Genomic DNA, 23,659 nt, shown 5'->3' with positions numbered 1-23,659 from the left:
GATGTGAGTCGCAAGTAGGAACTCGCCGATCTGAACGAGCTTTTTGAGGCCCGTGAGTTGTCAGTTTGCCCTCCGTTGTTGCACGTCGCATCGCCCGGCTAAAGATTGTCAACCACGCTTCTCGATCATGGACAGGAGAGTGATTGATACCCGGGGGTCCACGATTGCATCGAGACTGACTGCGCCGACTGGAATGGACACCCGAAATCCGGCCGGGGTGGCACGATACGTTTCGGCCCGCCGCGGTGGTGGTTTCATTGACGGTCACGCAGACTACGTGACGGGCCGCGGATCGCTGAAGGAATGGCAATGGTATGGCGAGTCGACCGGGGCGGGTTTTGTTCGGGAGCTTACGACGAAGGTGAGCTGGAATGTTTATCAGGAAGCGCAATAGTTGGCGGGAGAGGGTCCGGTAGTGGGCGGGCCGATTCTATAAGAGTAGGAGCGTGGATGACCGGCAAATTGATTATGGTCCGCCGGGAACATCGCTGGACCGAATGAGTTCTGTGTTCCTAGAATCATCGGGAAGAGTCTGAATCCATAAGAGTTCGCTAAGCATATGCCGAGAATCGAAATAGTGGCTGATGGGGAATCGACCATGGTTCCCTTCCGAGGCGGCGCCGTCACAATCGGTCGCCAGGACGACAATGACATCGTTCTGGCGGATACCAAGGCATCGCGATGTCACTGCCGCATCGAGTATGTCGGCGGCCGATACCGTGTGCGGGACTTGGCGAGCCACAACGGCACGTGGATCGGACACGACAAGGTTCAGGAGCGCAATCTTCAGTTTGGTCAGGCCATTCGAATCGGCTCAACGTACATTCGCCTCGTGCAAGATCCCAATGATCTTAACGCGAATGCCCCACTTCCGAATCTCGAGGAACTCGCCGATGGCTATTCAGATGCGAAAGCACTAGATGCACTCGCGGGGGGCGTGCCTGTTGAGAGGGCGCCCGAAACCGGCGATCAACCGTCATCCGAACATCGTCATCGGAGCCCTTTTCTAATCAGCCTCGGTAAGCGCACGATTGCCAGGGCTCTGCCGGCCAAGGCCGGCGATCTGGGCATCCACAACTCCCGTCGCGAGCCGATCGTGTCCGAGCTTGAAGAGGCTCCGCAGATTCGACAGGCCATGCATTGGCTTCGTGAACTTCTGTACTCTGCCATCGCCGCCGACGCTGCGTCGATTCATATCGAGCCGCAATCTCGCGCGTATCTGCTTCGGTTCAGGATAGATGGGTTTATGCATACCGTTGGAGAGGTTCCCATTCGCGAGGCGCGATGCGTGGTTGAGGTGATCCGTCGACTCTGTGAACTCGAGGTGCGACCCGAGCTTCTGACGGAGACCGGCCGGTTCGGGGTTGAATCCACACCCAATGAGTTCTTGGATTACCGGGCGCATTTTGCCTCAACCGCTTTTGGACAGCGCGTGGTACTCAAGCGCATTGATGCCACTTTGATTGCCTGTCAGCTCGAATCGCTGGGTCTTGATCTGGACTCGGTGGCCGCGCTATCACGCGTGCTTGAGCGACAGCAGGGCCTATTGCTGTTTTGCGGTCCATCGGGCAGCGGAACGACGACGACGGCTTATTGCGCGGCCGGGACCATCGACCCCGAAGGGCATGGCATCGCCATTATTGAAGAGGCGCCTGAGTATCCGCTCGCCGCCGCGGTTCGCTTGTCATCCGACATGTACGAGAAGATGCGATTTGCGGAGTGGCTGCGCGAGGCGATTTCGCAGGACCCGGACGTGATTCTGGTGAGCCGACTCGGGGACCGCGATACAGCGTCGCTGGCACTCGACGCCGCCATCAACGGGCGTCTCGTTCTGACGACGATGGAAGCGCCGAGCGTGGAGACGGCGATTCAGCGTCTGCTGGGTTGGGGGGTGGAGCCGTACCTGATCGCCAACGGTTTGTCGATCGTGACATCGCAGCGGTTGATACGGACGCTGTGTCCGGCGTGTCGCAGGCAGTATGAGCCGGACGCGGCGGTCCTGGAGAAGCGCGGGCTTGCGGGTCATCCGCACGGCGCGTTTTACGATGCGGTGGGATGTGCGAAGTGTCTGAGGACGGGGTTCCGGGGACAGACGGGCGTGTTTGAAGTAGTTCAGTTCAACCAGGCGCTGCGCGACGTGATCATTGGTCGCCCGGGACCTGTCGAGCTTCGCCGCGCGGTGTCGGCCCAGACGAATCAGACGCTTCAGGAATCGGCCTACAAGCAGGTGATCGACGGGACGACCACGCTTCCGGAAGCAGACCGTGTCCTGCCGTCGGATTGACAATATCGCCCGAGGCCGGCGCAGTGATTCGCGTGCGAGGGCAAGGCGGGACGCCGATAACCGACGGACTGCCGGCGCGATTGATCGAAGGGTGGATAAGGCGTAAAATGCATGCTCGTCGCCGGTGACTCCGTGGGGGTTGATCGGGGACCGTACAGCGGGTCAACGACCAAAAAGCAGCGGCGAGTACACTCCCCCTGACAGGGTGGAAACACAAACGGCGGTGGAACCGCGTGACTCACCTACCCGGCAACTGAACCAGCCCCAGGGCTCGATCCAACCCTGACGAGCGAAGCACATGGCGCGAATCAAAAAGAAGCTCGGCGAGATTCTCCAGGAGCAGCAGCTCGTCACGAAAGAGAATGCCGACAAGGCGGCCGAATACGGCCTGAATAATCGAAAGCGCATCGGCGAGGCGCTGATCGAGCTGGAACTCGTCTCGGAAGAGGACGTCACCAAGGCCCTCGCGTCGCAGTTCGGCATGGAGTATGTCGAGGTCTCGCGCCAGACGGTGAGCCCGGACGCGCTTCAACTGATTCCCGAGAAGATCATCAAGAGCAACCAGATTCTCCCGATGAGCAGCGACAACGGGAAGATGAAGGTCATCATCCCGGACCCGCTGGATCTCGACACGATCGACATGCTTCGATTTCGCACGGGGGTGAGCGATGTCGTCCCGGTGCTGGCGCCGCGCGGGCGCATCAAGGCTTACATCGATAAATATCTTTCCGGCGCTGAGCGCTCGCTCGACGAGTTATCGCGCAGTCTCGACGCGTCGGTGGACGCCTCGCTCGACCAGGAGGCCAGGGACGCGAAGAAGGCCGAGTCGGACGATCCGGACGCCCCGATCATCAAGCTCATTAACATGATGATCGGCGAAGCGGTGCGGACGCGATCGAGCGATATCCACGTCGAGCCGATGGCGGATCGGGTGCGTGTGCGCTATCGCGTGGACGGCGTTTGCGTGGAGCGCGAAAATATTCCCAAGCGGCTCCAGAATGCCGTCACGACTCGTCTGAAGATCATGGCGGGCGTCGACATCGCCGAACGGCGCGTGCCGCAGGACGGCCGCATCAAGATGCGCATCGGCGGCAAGGACATCGACTTTCGCGTGAGCTGCTGTCCGGCGGTGCACGGCGAGTCGATCGTGCTTCGTATTCTGCGACCCGACTCGGCGGCGGTGGGCGTGCAGCAACTGGGCCTCGAACCGGATGACTACGAGAAGTTTTTGAAGGTGATTTCTCGGCCCAACGGCATCTTTCTCGTGACCGGCCCGACGGGTTCCGGTAAGACGACGACGCTGTATGCGGCGCTGCAGGACCTGAATCGCCCTGATAAAAAGATCATCACGGCGGAAGACCCGGTGGAATACGTCTTTCCGGGCATGAATCAGTGCCAGGTGCGCGAGGACATCGGCCTGGGATTCGACAAGATTCTTCGGTCGATGCTTCGCCAGGCGCCGAACGTGATCCTCGTCGGTGAAATTCGAGACCTCGTCGTCGGTGAGATCGCCATCCAGGCGGCGTTGACCGGCCACCTTGTCTTCAGCACGCTGCACACGAACGACGCGCCGAGCGCCATTACGCGATTGACCGACATGGGGATCAAGCCGTTTCTCATTGCGTCGTCGATCCAGGCGATCATGGCCCAGCGACTCGTGCGAACGCTGTGCAAGGAGTGCAAGCAGGTCGATACGAAGCCCGATCCGTCGCTGGTCCGACTCTGCGGCTTTACGATGGACCAGCTCGCGGGACAGACGATCTACAAGCCGGTCGGCTGCTCGCACTGCAACAATTCGGGCTATCGCGGGCGACAGGGTATCTTTGAGATGCTGATCATGAATCAGGAACTGCGCGAGCTGGCCTTCAACCGGGCCAGCGTCACGCAGGTGCGAAAGGCTGCCCGGGCGACGGGCATGAACACGCTGCTTCACGACGGACAGCGGAAGATTCTCCGGGGCGTGACATCGATCGAGGAAGTGACTCGAATCACCCAGGCCGAGGTGGAGGTCTGATGGGCAGGGGATCGACTTTGCCCGGGCACGGCGCAGTGCGTCGCGATCAAGACGATTGAGGAATTATGGCAACCATTCACATTGATCGAATCCTTGATACCTGCATCAAGAAAGGCGCATCGGACATTCACCTTTCGGTGGGGCGTCCGCCGGTGCTGCGACTTCACGGCCGGCTGCGGCAGCTCGAGACCAAATCGCTGGACCCCGAGGACACCGTCGCCCTTATGAAGTCGATCACGCCGGACCGCAATCAGCAGGAACTCCAGGAGGAGGGCGGTACGGACTTCGGATTCGCCTTTGGCGACGCGGCGCGCTTTCGCGTGTCGATTTTTCGCCAAAAGGGAAACGTATCGATCGTGCTTCGGCTCATCCCCAGCAAATTTCTGTCATTCGATGAGATCGGCCTGCCCCCGATCATCCGATCGCTTTGCCGACGACCGCGCGGCTTGTTCCTGGTGACGGGTCCGACCGGCTCGGGCAAGACGACGACGCTGGCGTCGATGTTGAACTACATCAACAACGAGATGGACCGGCATATCGTGACGGTGGAGGACCCGATCGAGTATTACCACACCCACAAGAAGAGCCTGATCAATCAGCGCGAGGTCGGCAACGACGTACCGAGCTTTGCCGAGGCCCTGCGTCGCGTGCTTAGATCCGACCCGGACGTGATCCTGGTCGGTGAAATGCGCGACCTGGAAACAATCTCCAACGCGATCCTCGCGGCGGAAACGGGCCACTTGGTCTTCAGCACCCTGCACACGACCGGGTGCCAGGGAACGGTCAACCGAATTATCGATGCATTCCCACACGAGCAGCAGGATCAGATTCGCGTTCAGCTTTCCACATCGCTGATCGCGATCTTGTCCCAGGCACTGATGCCGCGCAAGCCCTCGGGCATGGTGGCAGCCTATGAGTTTCTGGTGGTGACCGCGGCGATTTCCAACCTGATCCGCGAGAACAAGACTTTTCGTATCGACTCCGCCATCCAGACCGGAAAGAAATACGGCATGCAGCTTCTCGATGACCACTTGTGGTCGCTGTTCGAGAAGGGGCAGATCGAGGCGGATGAGATGCTCGACAAGGCCCGGAACGCGGCCGATTTGCAGGAGAAGCTCGACAAGGCCGGCAAGCTGCACGAAGCCGGTGACGCGATGATTCAGATTCGCGGCGACAGGGGCGACGAAGGGGCCGAGGGGAAGGAAAAGAAATAACCGGGTTCGCTTCAGCGGGCCCGCGGCGGTTGGGTACAGAGGGAGAGGTTGAAGATGGCCGGAAACTCCAGCGGCAACTCAAGCACGAAGCCCTACAAGGGTCGTCCGCTCGGCCGTATTCTCATCAAGATGGGCAAGGTGAACCGCGAGAAGGTTCACGAGGCCCTGGCGATTCAGAAGAGCAATCGCGGCCCGATCGGTCGTATCCTCATCGATCTGGGCTACATCAAGGAAGCCGATCTCCATTTCGCGCTGGCCGCGCAGATCGGTATGGAGCCGGTCAACCTCGACTCGATCGACGTCAACCCCGAGACGGTGAAGCTGGTCCCCAACCAGATGGCCAACACCTACCGGATTATTCCAATCGACTTCAACGCCGATACGAAAACGCTCAGCATCGCCATTGCCTCGCCGGATAATTTCCAGGCGACGGACGATCTGCAGAAGCTGTTGGGCTACCGGATCAAGGCGATGATCGCCACGGACGATCAGATCACCGCTTCACTCGGCCGGTACTACCCGGAAGGCGACGCCGAGTCGCTCAACGATCTGATTGGTCAGGTGCAGAAGGACGGCGATCTGGCCAAGTTTGAAGGCCGGGGCGAATCGATCGACCTCGAGGATTTGAAAGAGCTCGTCGATTCAAACCCGGTCAAGCAACTATTGAACCTGGTCCTGCTCACAGCGATTCGGGATCATGCGAGCGACGTTCACTTTGAGCCGTTTGAGAACGAGTACAAGCTCCGCTACCGCATTGACGGCGTTCTTTACGAAATGGTGCCGCCGCCGCGATTTCTGGCGATGGCGATCGCCAGCCGCATCAAGGTCATGGCCAATTTGGACATCGCCGAGCGCCGGCTCCCGCAGGACGGGCGCATCACCCTGAACGTCGCGGGCAACACGGTGGACCTTCGCGTCGCCGTCTTGCCGACCTTGTTCGGCGAGTCGGTCGTGCTTCGTATTCTCGACCGGGCGAGCGTCAACCTCGACGTCGACAAGATCGGCCTTCGCGAGGACGACCTCGACGTGGTCAAGCAGCTCATCGATCGGCCGCACGGCATTGTCGTCGTCACCGGCCCGACCGGCTCGGGTAAGACGACCACGCTGTATGCCTGTCTCAGCGCGCTGAATGATCCCGGCGTGAAGATTCTCACGGCGGAGGACCCGGTCGAATATGACATCGACGGGCTTTGCCAGGTGCAGGTGAACGTCGACACAGGATTGACCTTTGCCCGGGCGCTGCGAAGCTTCCTTCGACAGGACCCGGACGTGATTCTGGTCGGTGAAATTCGCGACCTTGAGACTGCGCAAATCTCCATTCAGGCGTCTTTGACGGGCCACCTTGTGTTCAGCACGCTGCACACCAACGACGCGCCGTCGTCGGTCGCGCGACTTCTGGACCTCGGCGTGGAGCCGTTTCTAATCACGGCGACGTTTGAAGGCGTCATCGCCCAGCGATTGTGCCGGCGCGTCTGCAAGAATTGTCGGACGGAGTACAAGCCGAACGAAGAGCAGCTCATGGAGCTTCAGCTGCGGGCCGAGGACGTGAAGGACAAGACCTTCTACCACGGCAAGGGCTGCGACTACTGCAACGGGACGGGCTATCGCGGCCGCGTCGGTATCTTTGAGATCATGGTCTTCACCGATGAGATCCGCGAACTGGTCATGAACGGGGCCAGCACCGGCCTGATCCACGAGGCGGCCGTTCGCGGCGGCATGCGGACGCTGCGCGAGTGCGGACTCATGGCGATCTACGACGGCATCACCACCATCGATGAGGTTTCCAAGGAGACGGTCGTGTTCGCCTAGTCCGGCGGCAACGACAAAGTCCATTCACTTCACAATAGCGTGTCGATTCTCGATGCGATTGGTCACAGCCAGTGGTGCAGGAAACCCTTGGCCGTCTTTTCGCCGAGATGTCCCTGTCCCACGAGCTTCTGAAGCAGCGGGGCGGGCTGGTACCACTCGGCCTTGCTGGACTGGGCGTGAAACTCGTTCATCAGATCGAGCACCACGTCGAGGCCGACCTGGTCGGCAATGCTGAGCGGTCCGAGGGGATAGTTGAAACCCAGCTCCATGGCGATGTTCACGTCGCGCGGCAGGGCGATGGTCTCGGCGGCGAGGGCGCCTTCGTTCATCACGGCCAGCAGGACGCGGCTGTAGAGCCACATGGCCCGGTCGGCGGGCTTCTCCAAAGCGCCGGCGAACACCTCGAGGGCCCGGCTGGGCCGCCAGTTGGCAACGTTGGTCGGCTTGGTCTCGTAAGCGGGAACGGACTCGCCGGTGGAATAGTCGTAGAAGCCGCGGTTGGTCTTTCGACCGAGATGGCCCGCCTCGACGAGCTTCTGCTGAATGGCGCTCGGGGTGAAGCGGGAGGGCTTGCCGAAGTCCGCCCACACGGTCTGCGAGACCTTGAGGTTCACATCGATGCCGATGAGGTCCATCAGCTCAAAAGGACCGAGCTTGAAACCGCCGGCCGTGCGCAGGGCCTGATCGATGGTGGCGATGTCGCCTTCGCCGGCCTCCAGGAGCCGCAGCGACTCGAGGTAGAACGGACGATTGACCCGGTTGCCGATGAAGCCGGGGGAGTCCTTGACCTTGACCGGCGTCTTGTCGAGCTTCGCGCAGACCGCGCGGGCGTCGACGATGGCCTGATCGCCGGTCTGCGGTCCCTGAACGAGCTCGACGAGCTTCATGACCGGGGCCGGGTTGAAAAAGTGCATGCCGAGGAAGCGGTCGGTGTGCTTGAGGCCCTCGCCGATCTTCCCGATTGAGAGGCTGGACGTGTTCGACGCCAGCAGGGTCCGGCCGGAGACGACCTTGTCCAGTTCGCCGAAGATGGAGCGCTTGAGGGCGAGGTCTTCGGTGACCGCTTCGATGACGCACTCGGCGTCGGCGAAGTCGGCATAGGAAGAGGCCACGCCGAGGCGAGCCATCGTGTCGTCACGGTCGTGACGGGGCATCTTGCCTTTGGCAACGCGTTCATCGAGCCGGTTGGCGATGTCCGCGTAGGCTTTTTCGACGAGGTCGGACTTCGTGTCCATCGTCTTGACGAGGAAGCCCGATGCGGCCGCCGCCTGAGCGATGCCTGCACCCATCGTGCCTGAACCAATCACGCCAATAAGTCGTTCGCTACTCACCTGTAAACTCCGCGGGGCGCTTCTCGATGAAGGCCTTCACGCCTTCGCCGTAGTCCTTCGTTTTTCCTGCAATTCCCTGAACCAGCGCCTCGTATTCCAATTGACCGTCTAAATCTCTATTCAGGCCAGTGTACATGGCCCGCTTGATAAGCCCCAGTCCCTTTGTCGGACCCTTGGCAAGCTGGACGGCCCATTGCCGGGTGACTTCCTCAAGCTGCTCCGGCGGGACGACCTTATTCACAAGTCCCATTTGCAGGGCGACGTCGGCCGTGACGGGCTCGCCGAACCAGGCGATCTCCAGGGCCTTCGCCGTGCCGACCATTCGGGGCAGGGACCATGTCATGCCGCTGTCGGGGACGAGGCCGATCTTACTGAATGCTCCGACAAACTTGGCCTGGCTTGAGGCGATACGCAGATCGCAGGCCAGCGCCAGGCTCCAGCCGGCGCCGGCGGCCACTCCATTAATGGCTGCAATGACGGGAATCTCCAGCGATCGCAGGCCTGAAACGATGGGGTTATACCGGCGACGCAGGGCCTCCGTAAAGTCGAACTCTCCCCCGCGCGAGGCGGCGGACTTGAGGTCCTGGCCGGCGCAAAAGGCCCGGCCCTGGCCGGTCAGGACGAGGCATCGCGTGGTCTTGTCCTTGGCGATGGCCCGCAACTCGGCCTGAAGCTCGCTGGTGACGCGGTCGTCGACGGAGTTGAGGTCGTCGGGCCGATTGAGGCGGATGGTCCGGACGTTTTCTTTGAGGTCTACGAGCAGAGTTTCGTATGCCATGATCCTGTCCTTAGCGATACCGGGTGGTAAAGAGTGTATCCGAAAACCCGGCCATTTGCCCCCGGAAGGTCCGCGGGGCCGGGGCCCCAGGGACCGCCATCGGTCGGGCGATCGGTCGGGCACGGCCGGGCCCGGCGAGAGTGCCGAGGCCGTGTCACTTGCCTTTGTAAACGGCCTTTCGCTTCTCCACGAAGGCCTTCATGCCTTCCTTCTGGTCCTCGGTGGCGAAGAGCATGTAGAACATCTTGCGCTCGTAGTCGAGGCCGTCGGTGAGGCCGGTCTCGAAGGCGCGGAGGACGGCCTCCTTGGCGACGCGGACGGCGACGGGGGAGCGATCGGCGATTTCCTTCGCCATGGCCATGGCTTCGTCGAGGCATTTTTCCGGCGGGACGACGCGGTTGACCAGGCCCATCTGGAAGGCTTCCTGTGCGTTGAAGAAACGGCCGGTGAGGATGAGCTCCATCGCGCGGTACTTGCCGACGGTCTTGGAGAGGCGCTGCGTGCCGCCTGCGCCGGGCATGACGCCGATGTTGATCTCCGGCTGGCCGAACTTGGCGTTTTCGCCGGCGAGGATGATGTCGCAGTGCATGGCCAGTTCGCAGCCGCCGCCGAGACAGAATCCGCTGACCGCGGCGATGATCGGCTTGCGGCAGCGCTTGATGCGCTCCCAGCGGGCGAGGTTGTTGCGCTCGTACATATCGACGACGCTGGCCTCGGCCATCTCCTTGATGTCGGCCCCGGCGGCGAAGGCTTTTTCGTTGCCGGTGAGGACGATGCAGCGCACGGCGGGATCGGCGTCCCACGCCTCGATCTGCGTGATGAGCTGGTCCATGAGCGGGATGTTGAGGGCGTTGAGGACCTCGGGGCGGTTGAGCTGGGCGAGGCCGACGAAGCCGTCGAGTTTGGTGAGGAGAATCTGTTCGGACATTAAGTGCTCCCTGACTTTTCTGTTTCAATAATGCGGGCGTCGCTCAATTCTCAAGGGCTTCCCTGAGCTGCCCCTTCAGAACTGGCACATCGGTCTCCACGGCGGACCAGACCTGGTCAAGGTCGACGCCGAAGTAGTCGTGAACCAGAATGTGACGCATTGCCACGATCTGCTTCCAGGGGATACCCGGAAATCTCGAACGAAACTCCGATGACAGCTTTCGGGCGCCTTCCCCCATGATCTGCAAGTGGTGCACGATCCAGGTCTGGATGAGCTCGTTTTCGCTAAATTCGCCGCGGCCGCGTGCCGCGTACTTCTCAATGCGCTCGATCGCGTCGAGCATTTCTTCCACGATCAGCCGGTCATCCCTCATAGGGCGACAGCCTCGCCAAGGACGCGCGTGCGGATTCGCTCTCGCAGTCCACGAGACGATGCGACTTCCACACGACGGCCCAGGAGCTGCTCCAATTGAACCACCAAACCGGCGTGGTCCATCAGCGATCGGCCCGGTCGAAAATCAACCAACAGGTCGATATCACTGGCGCGATCGGCCTCTCCACGCGCCACCGAGCCGAATACGCGCACGTTCGTCGCGCCGAATTGCTCGGCAATCTTGAGAATTTGTTCGCGATGTCGTCCGAGGACTTCCTGTATACCCATGCGCCGCATAGCTCCGAAAGACCGGCATCACCTCCGCCCGATTGCGCAAAGGCTTGCCTATTCATATCATAACAATGGAATCTCCAGCGGCCAATTCAGTCAACCTGCCGCCGCACGGCGTCGTAATTCACCGGGCGTTTTTCGACGAAGGCCTTCATGCCTTCGGCCACTTCCGGCGAGAGATTGTTCAGCGCCAGGAACTCCTTGGCGTGGCCGATGGTCTGGTGCCAGGACGTGTTCCGCCAGTAGTTGATCTGCTCCTTGGCGTAGCGGAGGCACATCGGCAGCTTGTTGATGAGCTTGGTCGCCATGGCGTCGACGGCCTTGTCGAGCTGGGCTCGCGGGACGACCTCATTGACGAGGCCCCACTCCAGCGCCTTCTTCGCCGGGATGTCTTCGCAGAGGAAGAGAATCTCCCGTGCCCGACGGTCGCCGACGATGAGCGGGAGGAACTGCGTCGCGCCTGCCGCGGCCACGCTGCCGCGCGCCGCGCCGACCTGCTTGATGATGATGTCATCGGCGGCGATGGCCAGGTCGCAGGACATGTTGAACTCGTTGCCCCCGCCGACCACCATGCCGTTGAGCCGGGCGATCGTCGGTTTGCCGATGTTGCGCAGCCGCTCGTGGGCCTCGCAGAAGGTGCCCATCCACTTCCAATACTTGTTGGGCTTGCCGACGAAGTCTTCGGCCTGCTCCTTTACGTCGGCCCCGGTGCAGAAGGCGCGATCGCCCTCGCCGGTGAGGATGAGGACGCGGACATCGTCATCCCACGAGGCGTCCTGAAAGGCGGTGTTGAGTTCGGCGAGCATGTCACCGTTGACGGCGTTGAGCACGTCGGGACGGTTGAAGGTCACCGTGGCCTTCAGATTTGCCTTCTGATACTTGATGAACTTGAAGCCGAACGAATCGGCGGGCTTGCCTTGATATTCCATAGCTTGTAACTCCCGGAGTAAGTTTCAGGCGGAAAGTTTAATCGGATGAGACGGACCCTGCACGAGGGGCGTCCATTGACAAGCGGGGCGTGTCGTTGCCGCCGCTAGTTGTGATCGGCAGGCGGGCTTGTCGCGTCCTTGGCCGCCTTGAAGCAGGCGACGACTTTGCGGTAGGCCGTTTCGTTGCGCGGGTCCGCGGAGATCAGGGCCTCATGGGCCTCGATAATCAGGTCGGCGAGCTCGTCGGGATTGACATCGTCCACGGGAAGGGCCTTCCACTGCTCGGCGGCGACCGGCAGGGCCTGGCTCACGTCGAGCATTTTGGCGAGTCCCATCTGCCGCAGGCTCGTCATGATGGGTTCCGAAGGCGTCAGAAGGTGAATCGACGGACCGACGCGACTATTGGCGCGCTTGACCAAGTTGACCAGGAGCCCGGCGAAGGTGCTTTCGAGGGCGTCGCACCGGGCGAGATCGAAATAGAGATTATCGTCGGCGCCGGTCGGCGCCAGTTGAATGAAATGGGAGATGGCCTCGGCGAGCTTGGCCGAGCATCGGCCTTCCGCGCGAAACACAATCTGGTGGCCGTTACGGGAAAGCTGGAGCTGTTGACTCGTGCCCATCAGTTAACACCTCCGGCGGCCGACGGAAGGGACGACGCGGGCTTATCCGGCCCCGATCCCCCGCTTCGATTTGCCGATACTACGGCCTAACGTGGCTCGTATCCGATTGAGGGCGAGGCTGATCGACGTTCTGAAGTCGGCGCTGACCTCTTTGACGCGAATGTTCTTGGTGCGGAGCTTCAGGTCGATGGCGCAGATCTTGTCAACCTTTTCCTTCCGCGGACCGGTCTCGTCGGTCAGGCGAACCGTGGCCGTGAGAATTCTGGCCGCGTACCGCCTGAGGCCGGTCTCGACGCGCCGCCGCGCATACGCACGAACGGACGACGGAAACTCAACACCGCGAACGATCACCTTGACTTCCATGGTTCCCTCGCTTTTGCACCCGACTGCGCACCACTACGAATTCGTACGTCGCGAGATGGTAACGCTTCGCGGCGCCGGCGGCCATCAAGACCTGCCGGAAAGGAACAGGCTCAGGCTTCGACGACTTCGGTGAAGAACATGCGGACGTATTTACCCGCGAAGCCGGCGAGGTCCTTGGCGGCGGCCTTGCCCGCATCGGACATCATTGCCGAGTGCATCGCGGCCTTGTTGTCGAAATAGAGGTGGGCCGCCAGGTAGGGCGTCTCGGTGTCCGGTACGGGCGAGCCGGTCACTTTCTCGATTTCGCACTTGATAAGTCCGGGCATTTTCTTGGCAAGCGGCACGTGCTTTTCAAAGTAGTGTTTGTCGAACGCCGCCGGATCCTCGGGCTTCTTATAGACTGCCACCAACTTCACCATTCCGCGACTCCTGGGGTTTTGTGGTTACCCACGAACACATGACTTTATTGCCCAGACGAGAGGATACGCCTTAAGACGACCTTGGGAAAGACCCGCTGAGCCGTTTTGCCGACCGCGACCAGCTTTTGGCCGCATGTGGCGACGGTTTCGCAGATTAATTCCCGATCGGTCAGGCCGACGGCGGTGGCGACGACCCGAACGAGGCTCCCGACCGGTGCCGGTCCCTTGTGGTCGCAGGAGACGTGGCTGCCGACGCCTTCCTCGTCAGCCTCCAGATGGGGCGCGAGGATCTTTCGGCCGGCGACTTCCATGAATTGAACGATGGTCCAGGTTGAGCAGACATGGTGAACCACGACGCCGTCGAAGGCGGGGCACATTTCTTCGGTCACGCGAAAAGTGACTTCCGCCTGATTTCCCAACTGCAAGGACGGCTTCACTGTGGAGCGGCTCTCCCTGGGCGATTTTGATCGCCGAGCCGTCGATTCTTACCGCTCGGCCGGGATGGTCAAGTGGCGGCCGCGCAGAGGGGCCGCTCAACGGCTGCGGCGCGCCGAGTCGATGGAGAGGCATTACGGGAAACGCCGGCGTCGCACGACATGCTTGAGGCAGCAGCACCCAAAGAACAAGCCGAGCAGAGAGGCGCCGCTCGATGCCGCGCACATGGCCTGCCCGCACTGCTGGCCTATCACGGCTTGCGGCGATCCATCGGGATTACCGTCGCCGACCTGGATCGTCAGGAAGGCCATCGCGGAGCAGCCGAGGGCATCGGTCGCGACGACGCGGGCGACGTAGGTGCCTTCGGGGACGGGGCCGAAGCTGGGATTGGCGGAGAGCGATCGTTCGCCGCCGGGCTGACCGCGGAGGGTCCAGTCGTAGGTGAACGGGGGGACGCCGCCGTGGAAGACATCGAGGCCGCTGAGCGGAGCAATCTCGCCGGGGGCGATTTGAATGACGGGAAGCGCATTCGGACCGAGGACCTCCGGCTCGCACTCGTCGTTGACGCCGTTGTTGTTGCAGTCCTTGCTGAAGCCGGATGCGAGGTCGTCGGTGTCGAGGATGTTGTTGTTGTTGCAATCGAGTTCATCGTCGCAGGCCGCGCCGACGCCCGGAAGAAGGCCCGGGGCCTGATCGGGATTGGGCACGCCGGGGCAGTTGTCGGCGCAGTCGGCGACGCCGTCGGCATCGAGATCGGTCGGATCATCCGCAAGGTTGCAGCCGCAGAGGCCCGGCACGGTACGGGTCGGATCGGTCGGGCAGCCGTCGCATGCGTCTCCGAGGCCGTCGCCGTCGGAATCGAGTTGATTGGCATTGGCCACGTCCGGACAGTTGTCGATGCAGACCGCGACGAGATCGTTGTCGGGATCGGCATCCGGGAAGCCGCAGCCGCAGACGCCGGGATCGGTCTTGTTGGGATCGAATTCGCACCCATCGCATGCGTCGCCCGCGCCGTCGCCGTCCATGTCGATCTGGTCGAAGTTGGTGATGCCGAGGCAGTTGTCGCAGTCGTCGGGGACGTTGTCGGCGTCAGCGTCGACGCCGAGGAAGTCGCCTTGGAGTTCGAGGGCGAGGTTCCAGAAGCCCAGGCTCCAGGTTGCGCCGGGGGCCGTTGTGGAAAGGGCGGCGTAATCAAAACCCATGGCGATGTTGCTGACCATCCACGAGAAAGTCGCCGGGCTGTTCGAAGTATTGTTGAATATTTCGACCCAATAGGCTCCGGCGGCGAGGTCGACGGGCGTCGCGAGAGTCAGCGTGAATTCATACTCCGGCCCCCCGAATCCGGATTGGAATCCGGTCGTCATGCGCGTCGAAGGCACATTTGTCTGCGAGTTGATCGTGGAGCCGACGGACGCAGAACTGGAGTCGTTATGGAAAATGACGCGGAAGTTATCCGTGGCCGGCGGCGTTGCGTCGTAGAACCCCCAGATCTTGATGATCTTGATCGACTTGGCAATCTGAAGGGTGAAGCGCTGCGCTGAAACAAGGACGCCGCCCCCCTGATTGTGCCCGTCGCTTGGGGGACCGTCGTAGTGAGAAGTCGGCAGGTTGAAGAAAGTATCCCGGAAGCCGCCGGACTCGGTTTCGAACTCATCGGGCAGGGCGTTGTTGTTGCAGTCGCGGGCGCTCGTGCAGTCGAACAGGCGGACGTCGTCGACATACCAACCATCAAGGCCGACGCAAATATCCTTGCCGAAGTCGAAGCGGATTTGCAGGGTAGTGGCGTTTTGCAGGATACCGTCCAGCGCAACCAGCGTCGTGCCCCAGCCGCCGCCCGTCCCGCTGAAGGCGGACCGTCCTGCCAATGGATTGCTGTTGCCCTGAGAAGCTGCCAGCAGCCGGTTGTTGTATCCGTTGTAGAAGAAAGCCGCGGCATTGATGGGCAGCCAGGTGCCGCCGTTCACGCGGGCCTGCACGACGCCGCCGTCAAAATCCGGCTCGGTGGAGACATAGTGCGTGAAGGCGAGCACCGGATAGGTCATGCCCGCGGGGATATTGATGACCGGACTGATGAGGGAGTGAATGGCAGTGTTGGTTGCCTGGCAGCTTGAATTGATGTTGTCGCAGAACGCCGCCTTGCCGGGTCGCGCGAACGGTAAGGGCTGTGTGGTGGCGATCCAGTTGTAAGGGGTGGCGGGGACGCCGGTCAGCGACACGGTCCAGGTTCCGAGTCCACCCTCAAAGCCCTCGTTGAAAATATCCGCGGAGAACTGCGAACAACTCGGCGGGGGTGTTGAGGTGAGCACGTTTCGCGACTGGCCGCATCGGCCGGGCGTATTCATCTCCACCGCCAGGAGGGCCTTGTTGACTTCGGCGGCGTCGCCGGCCGTGAACATGGAGCCGGGCGAGCCGGTGCGCGGATCGTTGGGGCTTGTGCCGATCAGATCGGTTGCCGCCTGATTGGCCGCCCAATAAAGGTCTTCGAAGTCTGAGGCGATGGTGAGATATCGGGTGAGTGCGCGGTACATCACTGCGCCTGATTTGATCGGGCCGATGCCGGTGACGTTCTGGCCGTTGAAGCTCTTTCCGTCGGTCATGATGGCGAAGGCATGGTTGACCACGCCGCTTCCGAAGTGAACGCCGCCATTATCGAAAGGCTCGCAGTGCTGGAGCGAGCTGTTGGCCCGATCGGGATCGCCGCGGCACGTCGGGTTCCACATGTCGCGGATCGAGCCGTTAAACGCGATGGCGTCTTCCCCGAGGAGCCAGCGAACGCCATTTGAATTGGATGGATTATTGCTGCATGCGGTTCGCAGGTTGTTCGGCGTATCGGCGCCGGGGCCGGTTGGATGGGTCGGCCAGGGGGTGCCGCCGGGTGTTCCTGCGAACGCGGCATCGCCGTTAAAGAGATCAACCAACTCGCCGAAGATGTCGGACATTGCCTCATTGATCTGGCCGGACTGGTTTTGATAGATCAAGTTGGCGGTGAACTCCGTCACGCCGTGGGTGAGCTCGTGTCCGACGATGTCGTCGGTCACGGTGCCGGGGCAGAAGACCATCTGCAAGAGACTTCCATCCCAGAATGCATTAGGGCAGACGTTGGAACTGAGGAACTGCACGGTGGCGACCATGGGGAGGCCGAGACCGTCGATGCTGTCGCGGCCGAATGCGCGGAAGTAATAGTCGTAGGTATCGCCGTAATAGTCGTAGGCGCGGTTGACGTCGGATTGCACAACCGGTCCCTGACCCTCGCTACGCGAAAGCGTGCCGGGCAGACTGGCGGTCTGGTTTCCATCGTAAATCTGTCGGTTCCTGACGTTTTCCACCAGCGTCCATTTATCGAGGAGGTCGCCGGTGTGAGCGTCGACGAAAAATGCGTCGCGAATCGGCTCGACGGGGTCGGACAGGATCAAATGGTAGGCAAGACGGACGCCGCGGCGCGGGTCGCCGTACCACGCCGGGTCGACGATGACCAGTTCCGAATGGGTGAGAATCGGCGCTTTGCTCCGCGAAAGGGCGGCGCACAGGGCGGTCGCCTGATCGAGCAGAACGGTGGGGTTTGTGTTGAGCTTGGGAGAAATCTCGTAGAAGTCGCCGTTGGCGGCCAGTACCCGACCGTTGGCGTCCTGATGAAGCTTGAAAATGCCGGAGAAGACCGGGAGCCCCTCGTGAATCTGCTGGTAGGTTCGATGAGTCTGGCCGAGCGTGTCGACTTCCGACTTCTGAATCATCAACTGATTATCAGGGTCGACAATACCGAAGAGGCCGCCGCGCTCCGACAGAAACTGCTCGGCCCCCGAACCGACGATCGCCGGCGCCGTGATGAAGGGAATCGGCCCGCCGCCTGCCGCCGTTACCGCGGTGATACGGCCACTGACCGAGTCGCGGACGATCGTCAGGTTGTCCTGTGCCTGTGCGGCCGCAAAGCTCCAGCCAAGCGACAGACAGAAGACAAGACCGGCGCAACCGGTCAGGGACCGGGTGCGATTGCGAGGCTCGCGCGACTCCAGGAACATCTTGATCTCCCACTTATCGGAGGCGCTGCGATCGCGTGCGCCTCCTTCTCTCCGGCCTATCATCTCAAGCAACAGCGAATCTCCCTACGCACTGCGACCTGAAGCGATCTGATCATCCGGAACAATCCGGCGGATAGAGTTTTCCATTTGTTGAATCAGTGATGAGGACTTCGGTGACCCCGCCCGACGGCAGCGTGATGGCATCCTGACGATAAATGATGAAGCACTCTCTGCCGCTGGGTGAAATGATATTGAAATTGCGCTGCCCATTTGGAACGGAGAACTCTCGCTGAGCGCCGGCGGGAATGCCTTCCTCTCCCAGCAGGTTGCCGCCGGGCGCGCCGGTTTCAAAATCCTGCTCCAGCACGACAAACCAGATGGGCACGCCGCCGGGCAATTGATTGATCACGCGCAGAGTGCTGCCGCCGGCGATCGGGCCCATGTTGGGTCCCGGCGTAGCAGGCGAGCCGCCCAGAAAGCCCATGGTCAGATTCACGGCGACCACGATTTGAAAAATGAAGTAAAGCACCGGCCAGGCACCGACCGCGCCCTGCAACCCGAGGATCAGACCGAGCGAGCCGAGCAGTCCGGAGACGTCTCCGCCTTGCGCCTGAGCGGTGTTGATCGACTTGGCCGTTGGGACCGGTCCCGGCAGGCCCCCGCCCGATCCGCCGCCGGTTGAACCGCCGCCTTGTGGGGCCGGCTCGGTCACGGGGCGGACGAGTTGAATCAACTCAGGATTGGCAGCCAGGTAGGCATCGATACCGTGGAGACTCTGGCCCAGCGGAAGATTGTCAGTCGAGCCGGTCGGAACCCACTTCTGGCCGAGCGAGTTTTCAAGCGAGGCGATTCGCTTCTGCCCGTCGAATTGGATGGTGACTTCGAGATTCTGGTAGGCGAAGGTGATGGTCGAGACTTCGACGGCGCCGCTCACGAGGGCGAACGTGCCGAATGCGGATCGGCCGCTGGCCGGCATGACAAACCGAAACTCGCCGGTTCCCGGATTGACATCGAGCGCGGAGACCTCGGAGAAGCCTCCCGACTTGAGGGTGGACTTGAGCGGTTGATCGGGGCTAAGGCTGACGCGCTGCCAGCCGCCCAGCGGCAACAGGCCGAAGCCGCCGCAGCCGCCGGAAAAGACGTGGAGGTTGGCGATCGCCAGCAGGCAAACCGCGGTCCTGATTAACGGCCTCGACTGTCTGTGCACCGTAGGCACGGCGAGCCCTCCCCACGTCACCCGATGTCAACCTTGCGAAATCCCCGGACCGAGGGCGTTCCCCGGCCCTGCTCCTCGTAGTAAGCTTTCATCCTAAGCAAAGCCGCCCGCCCGATCAATAACGACATTGGAGTCAGGTAGCAGATTTGCTTGCCCCCAGGTCGCCGGATGGCGGCCCGTGTTCGGTTTTTGGTGGTGGTACCCCGGGGGCAATTCGTTCAAAGGCCGAAACTGGCGTAGCAATAGCGGTCCATCGTGGCTAATAATCTCGGATTCCGGATGCCCAACAAGAACCAGCAATCGCGACTTAGCCATGATTTGTGAGTCGGGCGGCCTCTGCTACGGCGTGCCTGGAGATGGCTGTTTCGCGGCCGTCGCGGCCTTCTGCGCCCGGGCGGCGATCTCCTCCTGCTGTTTGCGCTCGGCGGCCTGTCTTTGCTCGTCCACCTCCGTCGCTAGGTCGCGGTCGGCCTGGGTCACGGTTAACTTGAGAAAGTCGGGTGCTGAATCGCCGACCGTCAGCGACCTGCGCATGAAGAACTCGGTCATTGGAATTTCGCAGGCGACGCCCATTTTGGCTGCCTGCGACTTCTCGTACATGCGATCGACGAAGAGCGTGTATTTGCCGGGCGGAACGCCACGGACTTCAAACATGCCCTTGTCATCGGCCTCCATGCCGTAGAGGTATGTTCCTTCTTCGCTCTTGCAGACCGCTTCGGCCAATTCCAATCCGCTCAGGTTCACGTCCGCCTTGAGCATCGAAGTCTCAGGGACCAACTGGACTCTCGCGTGGACCAGTGCCTGGCCTGTTTCGTCCACTACTTGCCCTTTTATCTGCACACCCTCATCCAGGTGAATGTCAACGTGCGTCGTTTTTCCCGGCGCCACGTCCACAACGCGGATTAAAAGGCAGGTATATTGCATGTGAGCGGTATTCCACCGCATGAGTTGCGCCGCATAGTTACCCCCAACCAGCAGCGGTCCGAGTCGAAATCGGCCGTCGGACTTGACGTGAACCGACTCACTATGCATCACAATCGGACCGCCGTAGAGACTCCTTGGAGACCTGCCGTATAATCCGGGATCATCTACATACACCAACTTGAGTTCATCTCGTTTTGCGCGCGCAAACCAGGAAGCGGGTTTCCTGGGAACATAACCGTGGACGCGGCCTTCGATAAAGGTGGGCGGATCAAATCGAATCTCAATGCGCTTCGGTGATTCAGACGCCTCAGTTTCCGCGAGCTGGGCGATACCCTTTACTGAATGGAAGGCAAGAAGGGAGTACTTTCCTTGCCGCAGACGACCGAAGGAGAAACGCCCCTTGCGATCAGTGGTGGATTCCGAGGCCGCCTTTTCTCCTGAACCGATTATTAAGAAAGACTGGTCATCCTGAGGATTCTCAGTGCAGTAATAGGATGTAGGGGAGATGTACCTCATCGCCGCCCTGACAGTATGCGCGACAAGAACAGTCGCGCCACTGACAGGATCGCCGCTCGAATCGAGGACGACGCCTTCAATCGTGCGATTCGGGCCAACACCTGTGACGCTGATTAGCAGTTGGAGCAAGAGTAGGTTTGTGGCCATCTGAATAACTCCGCAATTGCCGAAAATCCTTGAGATGCGCTTGCGCTGGTCAGCTGGCCGCCACAGGGCCCGAGCCGTTGAACCCTACGACTGTACATAGATACATTTGAGTATCATTAAAAAAATGTAATTGGATCAATTGGGCCACGTTTGCACAAGTGTACAAGAACTCAGGAATTGAGGTAGTCTTATGGTGCCGCAACCTTTGGGCGTAACGGCGCCATCAGAAACGTCAATACACTGTTGGGTGGGCGAACACGAAAGCCAGCCCAATAGACGGCTTGTGCAACTTGAATGTGGCGAGGCATCCGACGATTCAGTCGCATCGTCGGACTAGGGGTGGCGGCGGCGGCGGCTACCAGTAAGCAGCCGCCGACCGGCGAAGGTCACAATCAATGTAACCAGCGCAAATCCAAGCGACATGGGGCAGAATGCCATGTTTGATGGGTTCCCAACGGCCGGGTCGGTGTCAGGCTGGAAGCCCTCGGCGCCGACTTCGATGGTCATGAAACCGATGGCGCGGCAGTTCATCGCGTCGGTCGCCACGAGCCGCGCGACATAGGTGCCCGGCCGGCTGGGACGAAACTGCGGGCTCTCATCGAACGACCGCTGCTCATCGGCGCTGCCTCGAAGTGTCCATTCATAGGAAAGGGGCAGGACGCCGCCGGAGATCATCTCGCCGGCGTGCAGCGGAACGACGTCGCCGAAGTTGATCGTTCGCGTCACGTAATTGCCGATCTTAAGCGCAGCGGGGTCGCACTCGTCAGGGATGAGATTGAGATTGCAGTCCTCGCTGGTATGCGACGCGATGTCGGTGTCATCGAGGATGCGATTGCCGTTGCAGTCCCGCTTGAGATATGACCAGGTCGAACCGACGAGATCGTTTTCAAAGATGTCCTTGATGTCGCCGGAGGTCAATTCCACCTGGAGCATCCCATCCGGCGGTGACCAGTTCCCGGTGAAGGTGTAAGGGCCACTGCCGATCCCGCTGACTGACTGGGCAGGCACTCCGTCAATCGTGAGTGCCGCCGCGGCAACGCCGGAAACAGGCTCGGTGAATGTGACCTTTACCTCAGCCAGGCCGCCGATCGCTTCGCCGTCCGCCGGGACCGCCTCGGCGATCATCGGCCGCTCCTCCTCCGGCTCGCTGCCGACGCTCGACGCGCCGGAGATGATGAGCGAGAAAACCTGCGAGCCGCCGACCAGCTCGCCCTTGTGGGAGACTCTCAGCCGATAGGCGAGCGAGGCGTGATTGTCGATCGCAATCTGCTCGACGTTGTCGGTGTTGTTGTCGCCTGTCGTCGCTGCGCGGGTTGCGTTGAAAACGTCAAGCACCCACGGCATGTAGACGGCGTCGCCTTCAACGAGGCGGAGATCCAGATCGTTAACGAGAATCTTGTCTCGGGGGTCCAGCGCGAAGGGCGTCTCAAAGGACGGCACCGGATCGGTCCAGCAGATCGTCGCTCGCAGGAACGGCTGCGACGCATCGCTGATGACGAACCACTCCAGCTCTTCTCCCTGCTGCAAGGTGTGTTCAGAGATGGCGAGCGGGATCGACTGATCCGCCGTGATCACGTCGGCCGCCTTGAGCATGTTCACAAGGCCCCAGCCGAATTGGTAGTCCGGGCCCGCAGCGCCGCCGCACTCATCGGCCGTCCCGATAAGCAGACCCTTCAAAGTGGACGAAAGCATGTCAGGCTCACCGGGGTGGGTGTCGCGGAAGTGCTGAATGAGCAGGCCTGTCGAGCCGCTGACATTCGGCGAAGACATCGACGTCCCGCTGAAGGTTGCGTAGGCCGAGTTGCCGAGATTGGTGCTGGAATAAAGCTGCACGCCGTTGCCGACGACGTCAGGCTTGATGCGGCCATCGTCGGTCGGCCCCCAGCAGGAAAAGCTGCTCATGGTGACGAGTTGTGGCCGCTGGTAGCCGCCGGAGACATCGTTGACGGCGCCGACGGTGAGGCCGTTCTTGCCGGTGCCTGAATGACTGATGCAGTCGTAGCCGCCGTTGCCGTCCAGGCTGCGCGTATCGGTGGAGAGCACATATCGACCCTCGGCGAAGTCATAGACGGAGTGGGCGGTTCCGGCGGGGGGGCCCTGATTGCGATCGTTCCCCGCGGACTTCACAAACAGATAGCGCGGATTGTTCACCGCGATCTGATCCCACTGCCTCGCCTCGAAACTGTAGTATCCGAAGTTGTAGTCTTCGATAGCGCTGACGCGCGTGTCGCCGAACCACGTCCAGTTCACAATGGGGATCGGGTCAATATCGCCGTCGCCGCCGGTCGGGACGAACGAGATCTGCTGCCAGCCCGTGATCAAACCATAGGAGTGATTCGAGACGCGCAGCCCGAGCTGCGCGGCGGCATTCATTTCCGATGTGTCGCTGTTCCAGTCATAGCAATCGAGCCGCGCCTCGGGCGACATGCCTCGCGCGGCGGCCGAAGTACCCGTCGCAATCATCGTTCCGGCGACGTGCGTTGCGTGCGCGTGAGTCTGGCTGGCCGAGTCGCGCTGCGTCGCTCTTCCGCCGAATTCGACGTGCGTTCGCAAAACCGCCCCGGCGTCCCAGATGCCGAGGGTCACGCCGCTGCCGGTGAGCGACAGTCCGCCGATCGCCCCGGGCCGGCACTTGTCGGTCGACAGGCTGATCGCCGCGTTGGAGTTTGTGGTGTGATAGTAGAGCGGTATGCCGTTCACCATGCGCTGAAGCGAGTAAGTCATCTGCCCATCGGGCGTGGCGACGGTCCCTTCAATCGGCAGGCCCATCGTCGTCGCGCGGCGAACGGCCTCGGCGCGGTCGACGATCACGTGTTGTGCGCGGGCAGGCGGCACAACAGCCAGTGCGATGAAGACGCCGATCGCGCGGACCGCGGCAAGCTGGAGCGTGCTGACCGGGGCGACGGCCGAAGCGGGCGAGTGGGTATGCCTGTCCATGATCGATTGATTCCCACGGCTCGGTGAACGATTGATGGGCGGGCAGTGCTACCGGCGGATCGACTCAAAACGCGCCTAAGGACGGCAGCGCGCCAAGGGGCGGCCGTGGTCGGAAG

19 protein-coding genes are annotated in these 23,659 nt (G+C 61.4%); 5 read left to right on the top strand and 14 right to left on the bottom strand.

All coding sequences use genetic code 11. The features are described from left to right. Positions 1–217: 217 nt before the first annotated feature. The 5 genes from HS101_14675 (at position 218) to tadA (HS101_14655) (ending at position 7,321) form a co-directional block, all read left to right on the top strand. On the top strand, positions 218–394 hold the full coding sequence (locus HS101_14675) for a hypothetical protein (GenBank protein MBE7507511.1): 177 nt from the start codon (positions 218–220) through the stop codon (positions 392–394). 204 nt (positions 395–598) lie between these two features. Then, positions 599–2,284, top strand: coding sequence for a Flp pilus assembly complex ATPase component TadA (gene tadA / locus HS101_14670; GenBank protein ID MBE7507510.1), 1,686 nt, complete (start codon positions 599–601; stop codon positions 2,282–2,284). Between the two features lie 298 nt (positions 2,285–2,582). Continuing rightward, complete coding sequence (tadA, locus tag HS101_14665; GenBank protein MBE7507509.1) at positions 2,583–4,298, top strand: Flp pilus assembly complex ATPase component TadA; 1,716 nt, start codon at positions 2,583–2,585, stop codon at positions 4,296–4,298. Between the two features lie 65 nt (positions 4,299–4,363). Beyond that, positions 4,364–5,512 carry a type IV pilus twitching motility protein PilT gene (locus HS101_14660; protein MBE7507508.1) on the top strand — a complete coding sequence of 383 codons (1,149 nt, stop codon included), beginning with the start codon at positions 4,364–4,366 and terminating at the stop codon, positions 5,510–5,512. Between the two features lie 54 nt (positions 5,513–5,566). After that, on the top strand, positions 5,567–7,321 hold the full coding sequence (gene tadA / locus HS101_14655; protein MBE7507507.1) for a Flp pilus assembly complex ATPase component TadA: 1,755 nt from the start codon (positions 5,567–5,569) through the stop codon (positions 7,319–7,321). 62 nt (positions 7,322–7,383) lie between these two features. Here the strand turns inward: tadA (HS101_14655) and HS101_14650 are convergent, their stop codons facing one another. From HS101_14650 to HS101_14585, 14 genes are all read right to left on the bottom strand, one after another. Further along, positions 7,384–8,652 carry a 3-hydroxybutyryl-CoA dehydrogenase gene (locus HS101_14650; GenBank protein ID MBE7507506.1) on the bottom strand — a complete coding sequence of 423 codons (1,269 nt, stop codon included), beginning with the start codon at positions 8,650–8,652 and terminating at the stop codon, positions 7,384–7,386. After that, positions 8,645–9,430 carry an enoyl-CoA hydratase/isomerase family protein gene (locus tag HS101_14645; protein MBE7507505.1) on the bottom strand — a complete coding sequence of 262 codons (786 nt, stop codon included), beginning with the start codon at positions 9,428–9,430 and terminating at the stop codon, positions 8,645–8,647. The genes HS101_14650 and HS101_14645 overlap by 8 nt, the downstream gene beginning before the upstream one ends. A 154-nt stretch (positions 9,431–9,584) precedes the next feature. Further along, positions 9,585–10,358, bottom strand: a complete 774-nt coding sequence (locus HS101_14640; protein MBE7507504.1) for an enoyl-CoA hydratase/isomerase family protein — start codon at positions 10,356–10,358, stop codon at positions 9,585–9,587. Between the two features lie 43 nt (positions 10,359–10,401). Beyond that, a complete protein-coding gene (locus HS101_14635; GenBank protein ID MBE7507503.1) occupies positions 10,402–10,731 on the bottom strand; it encodes a DUF86 domain-containing protein in 330 nt (109 codons plus the stop codon). After that, on the bottom strand, positions 10,728–11,018 hold the full coding sequence (locus tag HS101_14630) for a nucleotidyltransferase family protein (GenBank protein ID MBE7507502.1): 291 nt from the start codon (positions 11,016–11,018) through the stop codon (positions 10,728–10,730). The genes HS101_14635 and HS101_14630 overlap by 4 nt, the downstream gene beginning before the upstream one ends. Positions 11,019–11,113: 95 nt before the next feature. Next, positions 11,114–11,950 (bottom strand): enoyl-CoA hydratase/isomerase family protein, encoded by an 837-nt coding sequence (locus HS101_14625; protein MBE7507501.1) that lies wholly within the window; start codon positions 11,948–11,950, stop codon positions 11,114–11,116. A gap of 104 nt (positions 11,951–12,054) precedes the next feature. Next, a complete protein-coding gene (locus tag HS101_14620) occupies positions 12,055–12,570 on the bottom strand; it encodes a hypothetical protein (protein ID MBE7507500.1) in 516 nt (171 codons plus the stop codon). Between the two features lie 42 nt (positions 12,571–12,612). Beyond that, on the bottom strand, positions 12,613–12,933 hold the full coding sequence (locus tag HS101_14615; GenBank protein MBE7507499.1) for an HPF/RaiA family ribosome-associated protein: 321 nt from the start codon (positions 12,931–12,933) through the stop codon (positions 12,613–12,615). Positions 12,934–13,043: 110 nt separating this feature from the next. Beyond that, positions 13,044–13,352, bottom strand: a complete 309-nt coding sequence (locus HS101_14610; protein ID MBE7507498.1) for an EthD family reductase — start codon at positions 13,350–13,352, stop codon at positions 13,044–13,046. 44 nt (positions 13,353–13,396) lie between these two features. Next, the gene (locus tag HS101_14605) at positions 13,397–13,789 is read right to left on the bottom strand and encodes a thioesterase (protein MBE7507497.1); all 393 of its coding nucleotides are present in this window, start codon (positions 13,787–13,789) and stop codon (positions 13,397–13,399) included. A 132-nt stretch (positions 13,790–13,921) separates the two neighbouring features. Continuing rightward, positions 13,922–17,875: a M4 family metallopeptidase gene (locus HS101_14600; protein MBE7507496.1), complete on the bottom strand. Its 3,954-nt coding sequence runs from the start codon at positions 17,873–17,875 to the stop codon at positions 13,922–13,924. Positions 17,876–17,915: 40 nt separating this feature from the next. Then, complete coding sequence (locus tag HS101_14595; protein MBE7507495.1) at positions 17,916–19,019, bottom strand: hypothetical protein; 1,104 nt, start codon at positions 19,017–19,019, stop codon at positions 17,916–17,918. Between the two features lie 339 nt (positions 19,020–19,358). Then, complete coding sequence (locus HS101_14590; protein MBE7507494.1) at positions 19,359–20,606, bottom strand: carboxypeptidase regulatory-like domain-containing protein; 1,248 nt, start codon at positions 20,604–20,606, stop codon at positions 19,359–19,361. A 333-nt stretch (positions 20,607–20,939) separates the two neighbouring features. Further along, positions 20,940–23,543, bottom strand: a complete 2,604-nt coding sequence (locus HS101_14585) for a S8 family serine peptidase (protein ID MBE7507493.1) — start codon at positions 23,541–23,543, stop codon at positions 20,940–20,942. Between the last annotated feature and the right edge of the window lie 116 nt (positions 23,544–23,659).

This window comes from Planctomycetia bacterium, assembly GCA_015075745.1.
Classification (GTDB): Bacteria; Planctomycetota; Phycisphaerae; order UBA1845; family UTPLA1; genus UTPLA1.
The sequence above is the reverse complement of the archived record's forward strand: the minus strand, read 5'-3'. Positions and strand labels throughout refer to the sequence as shown.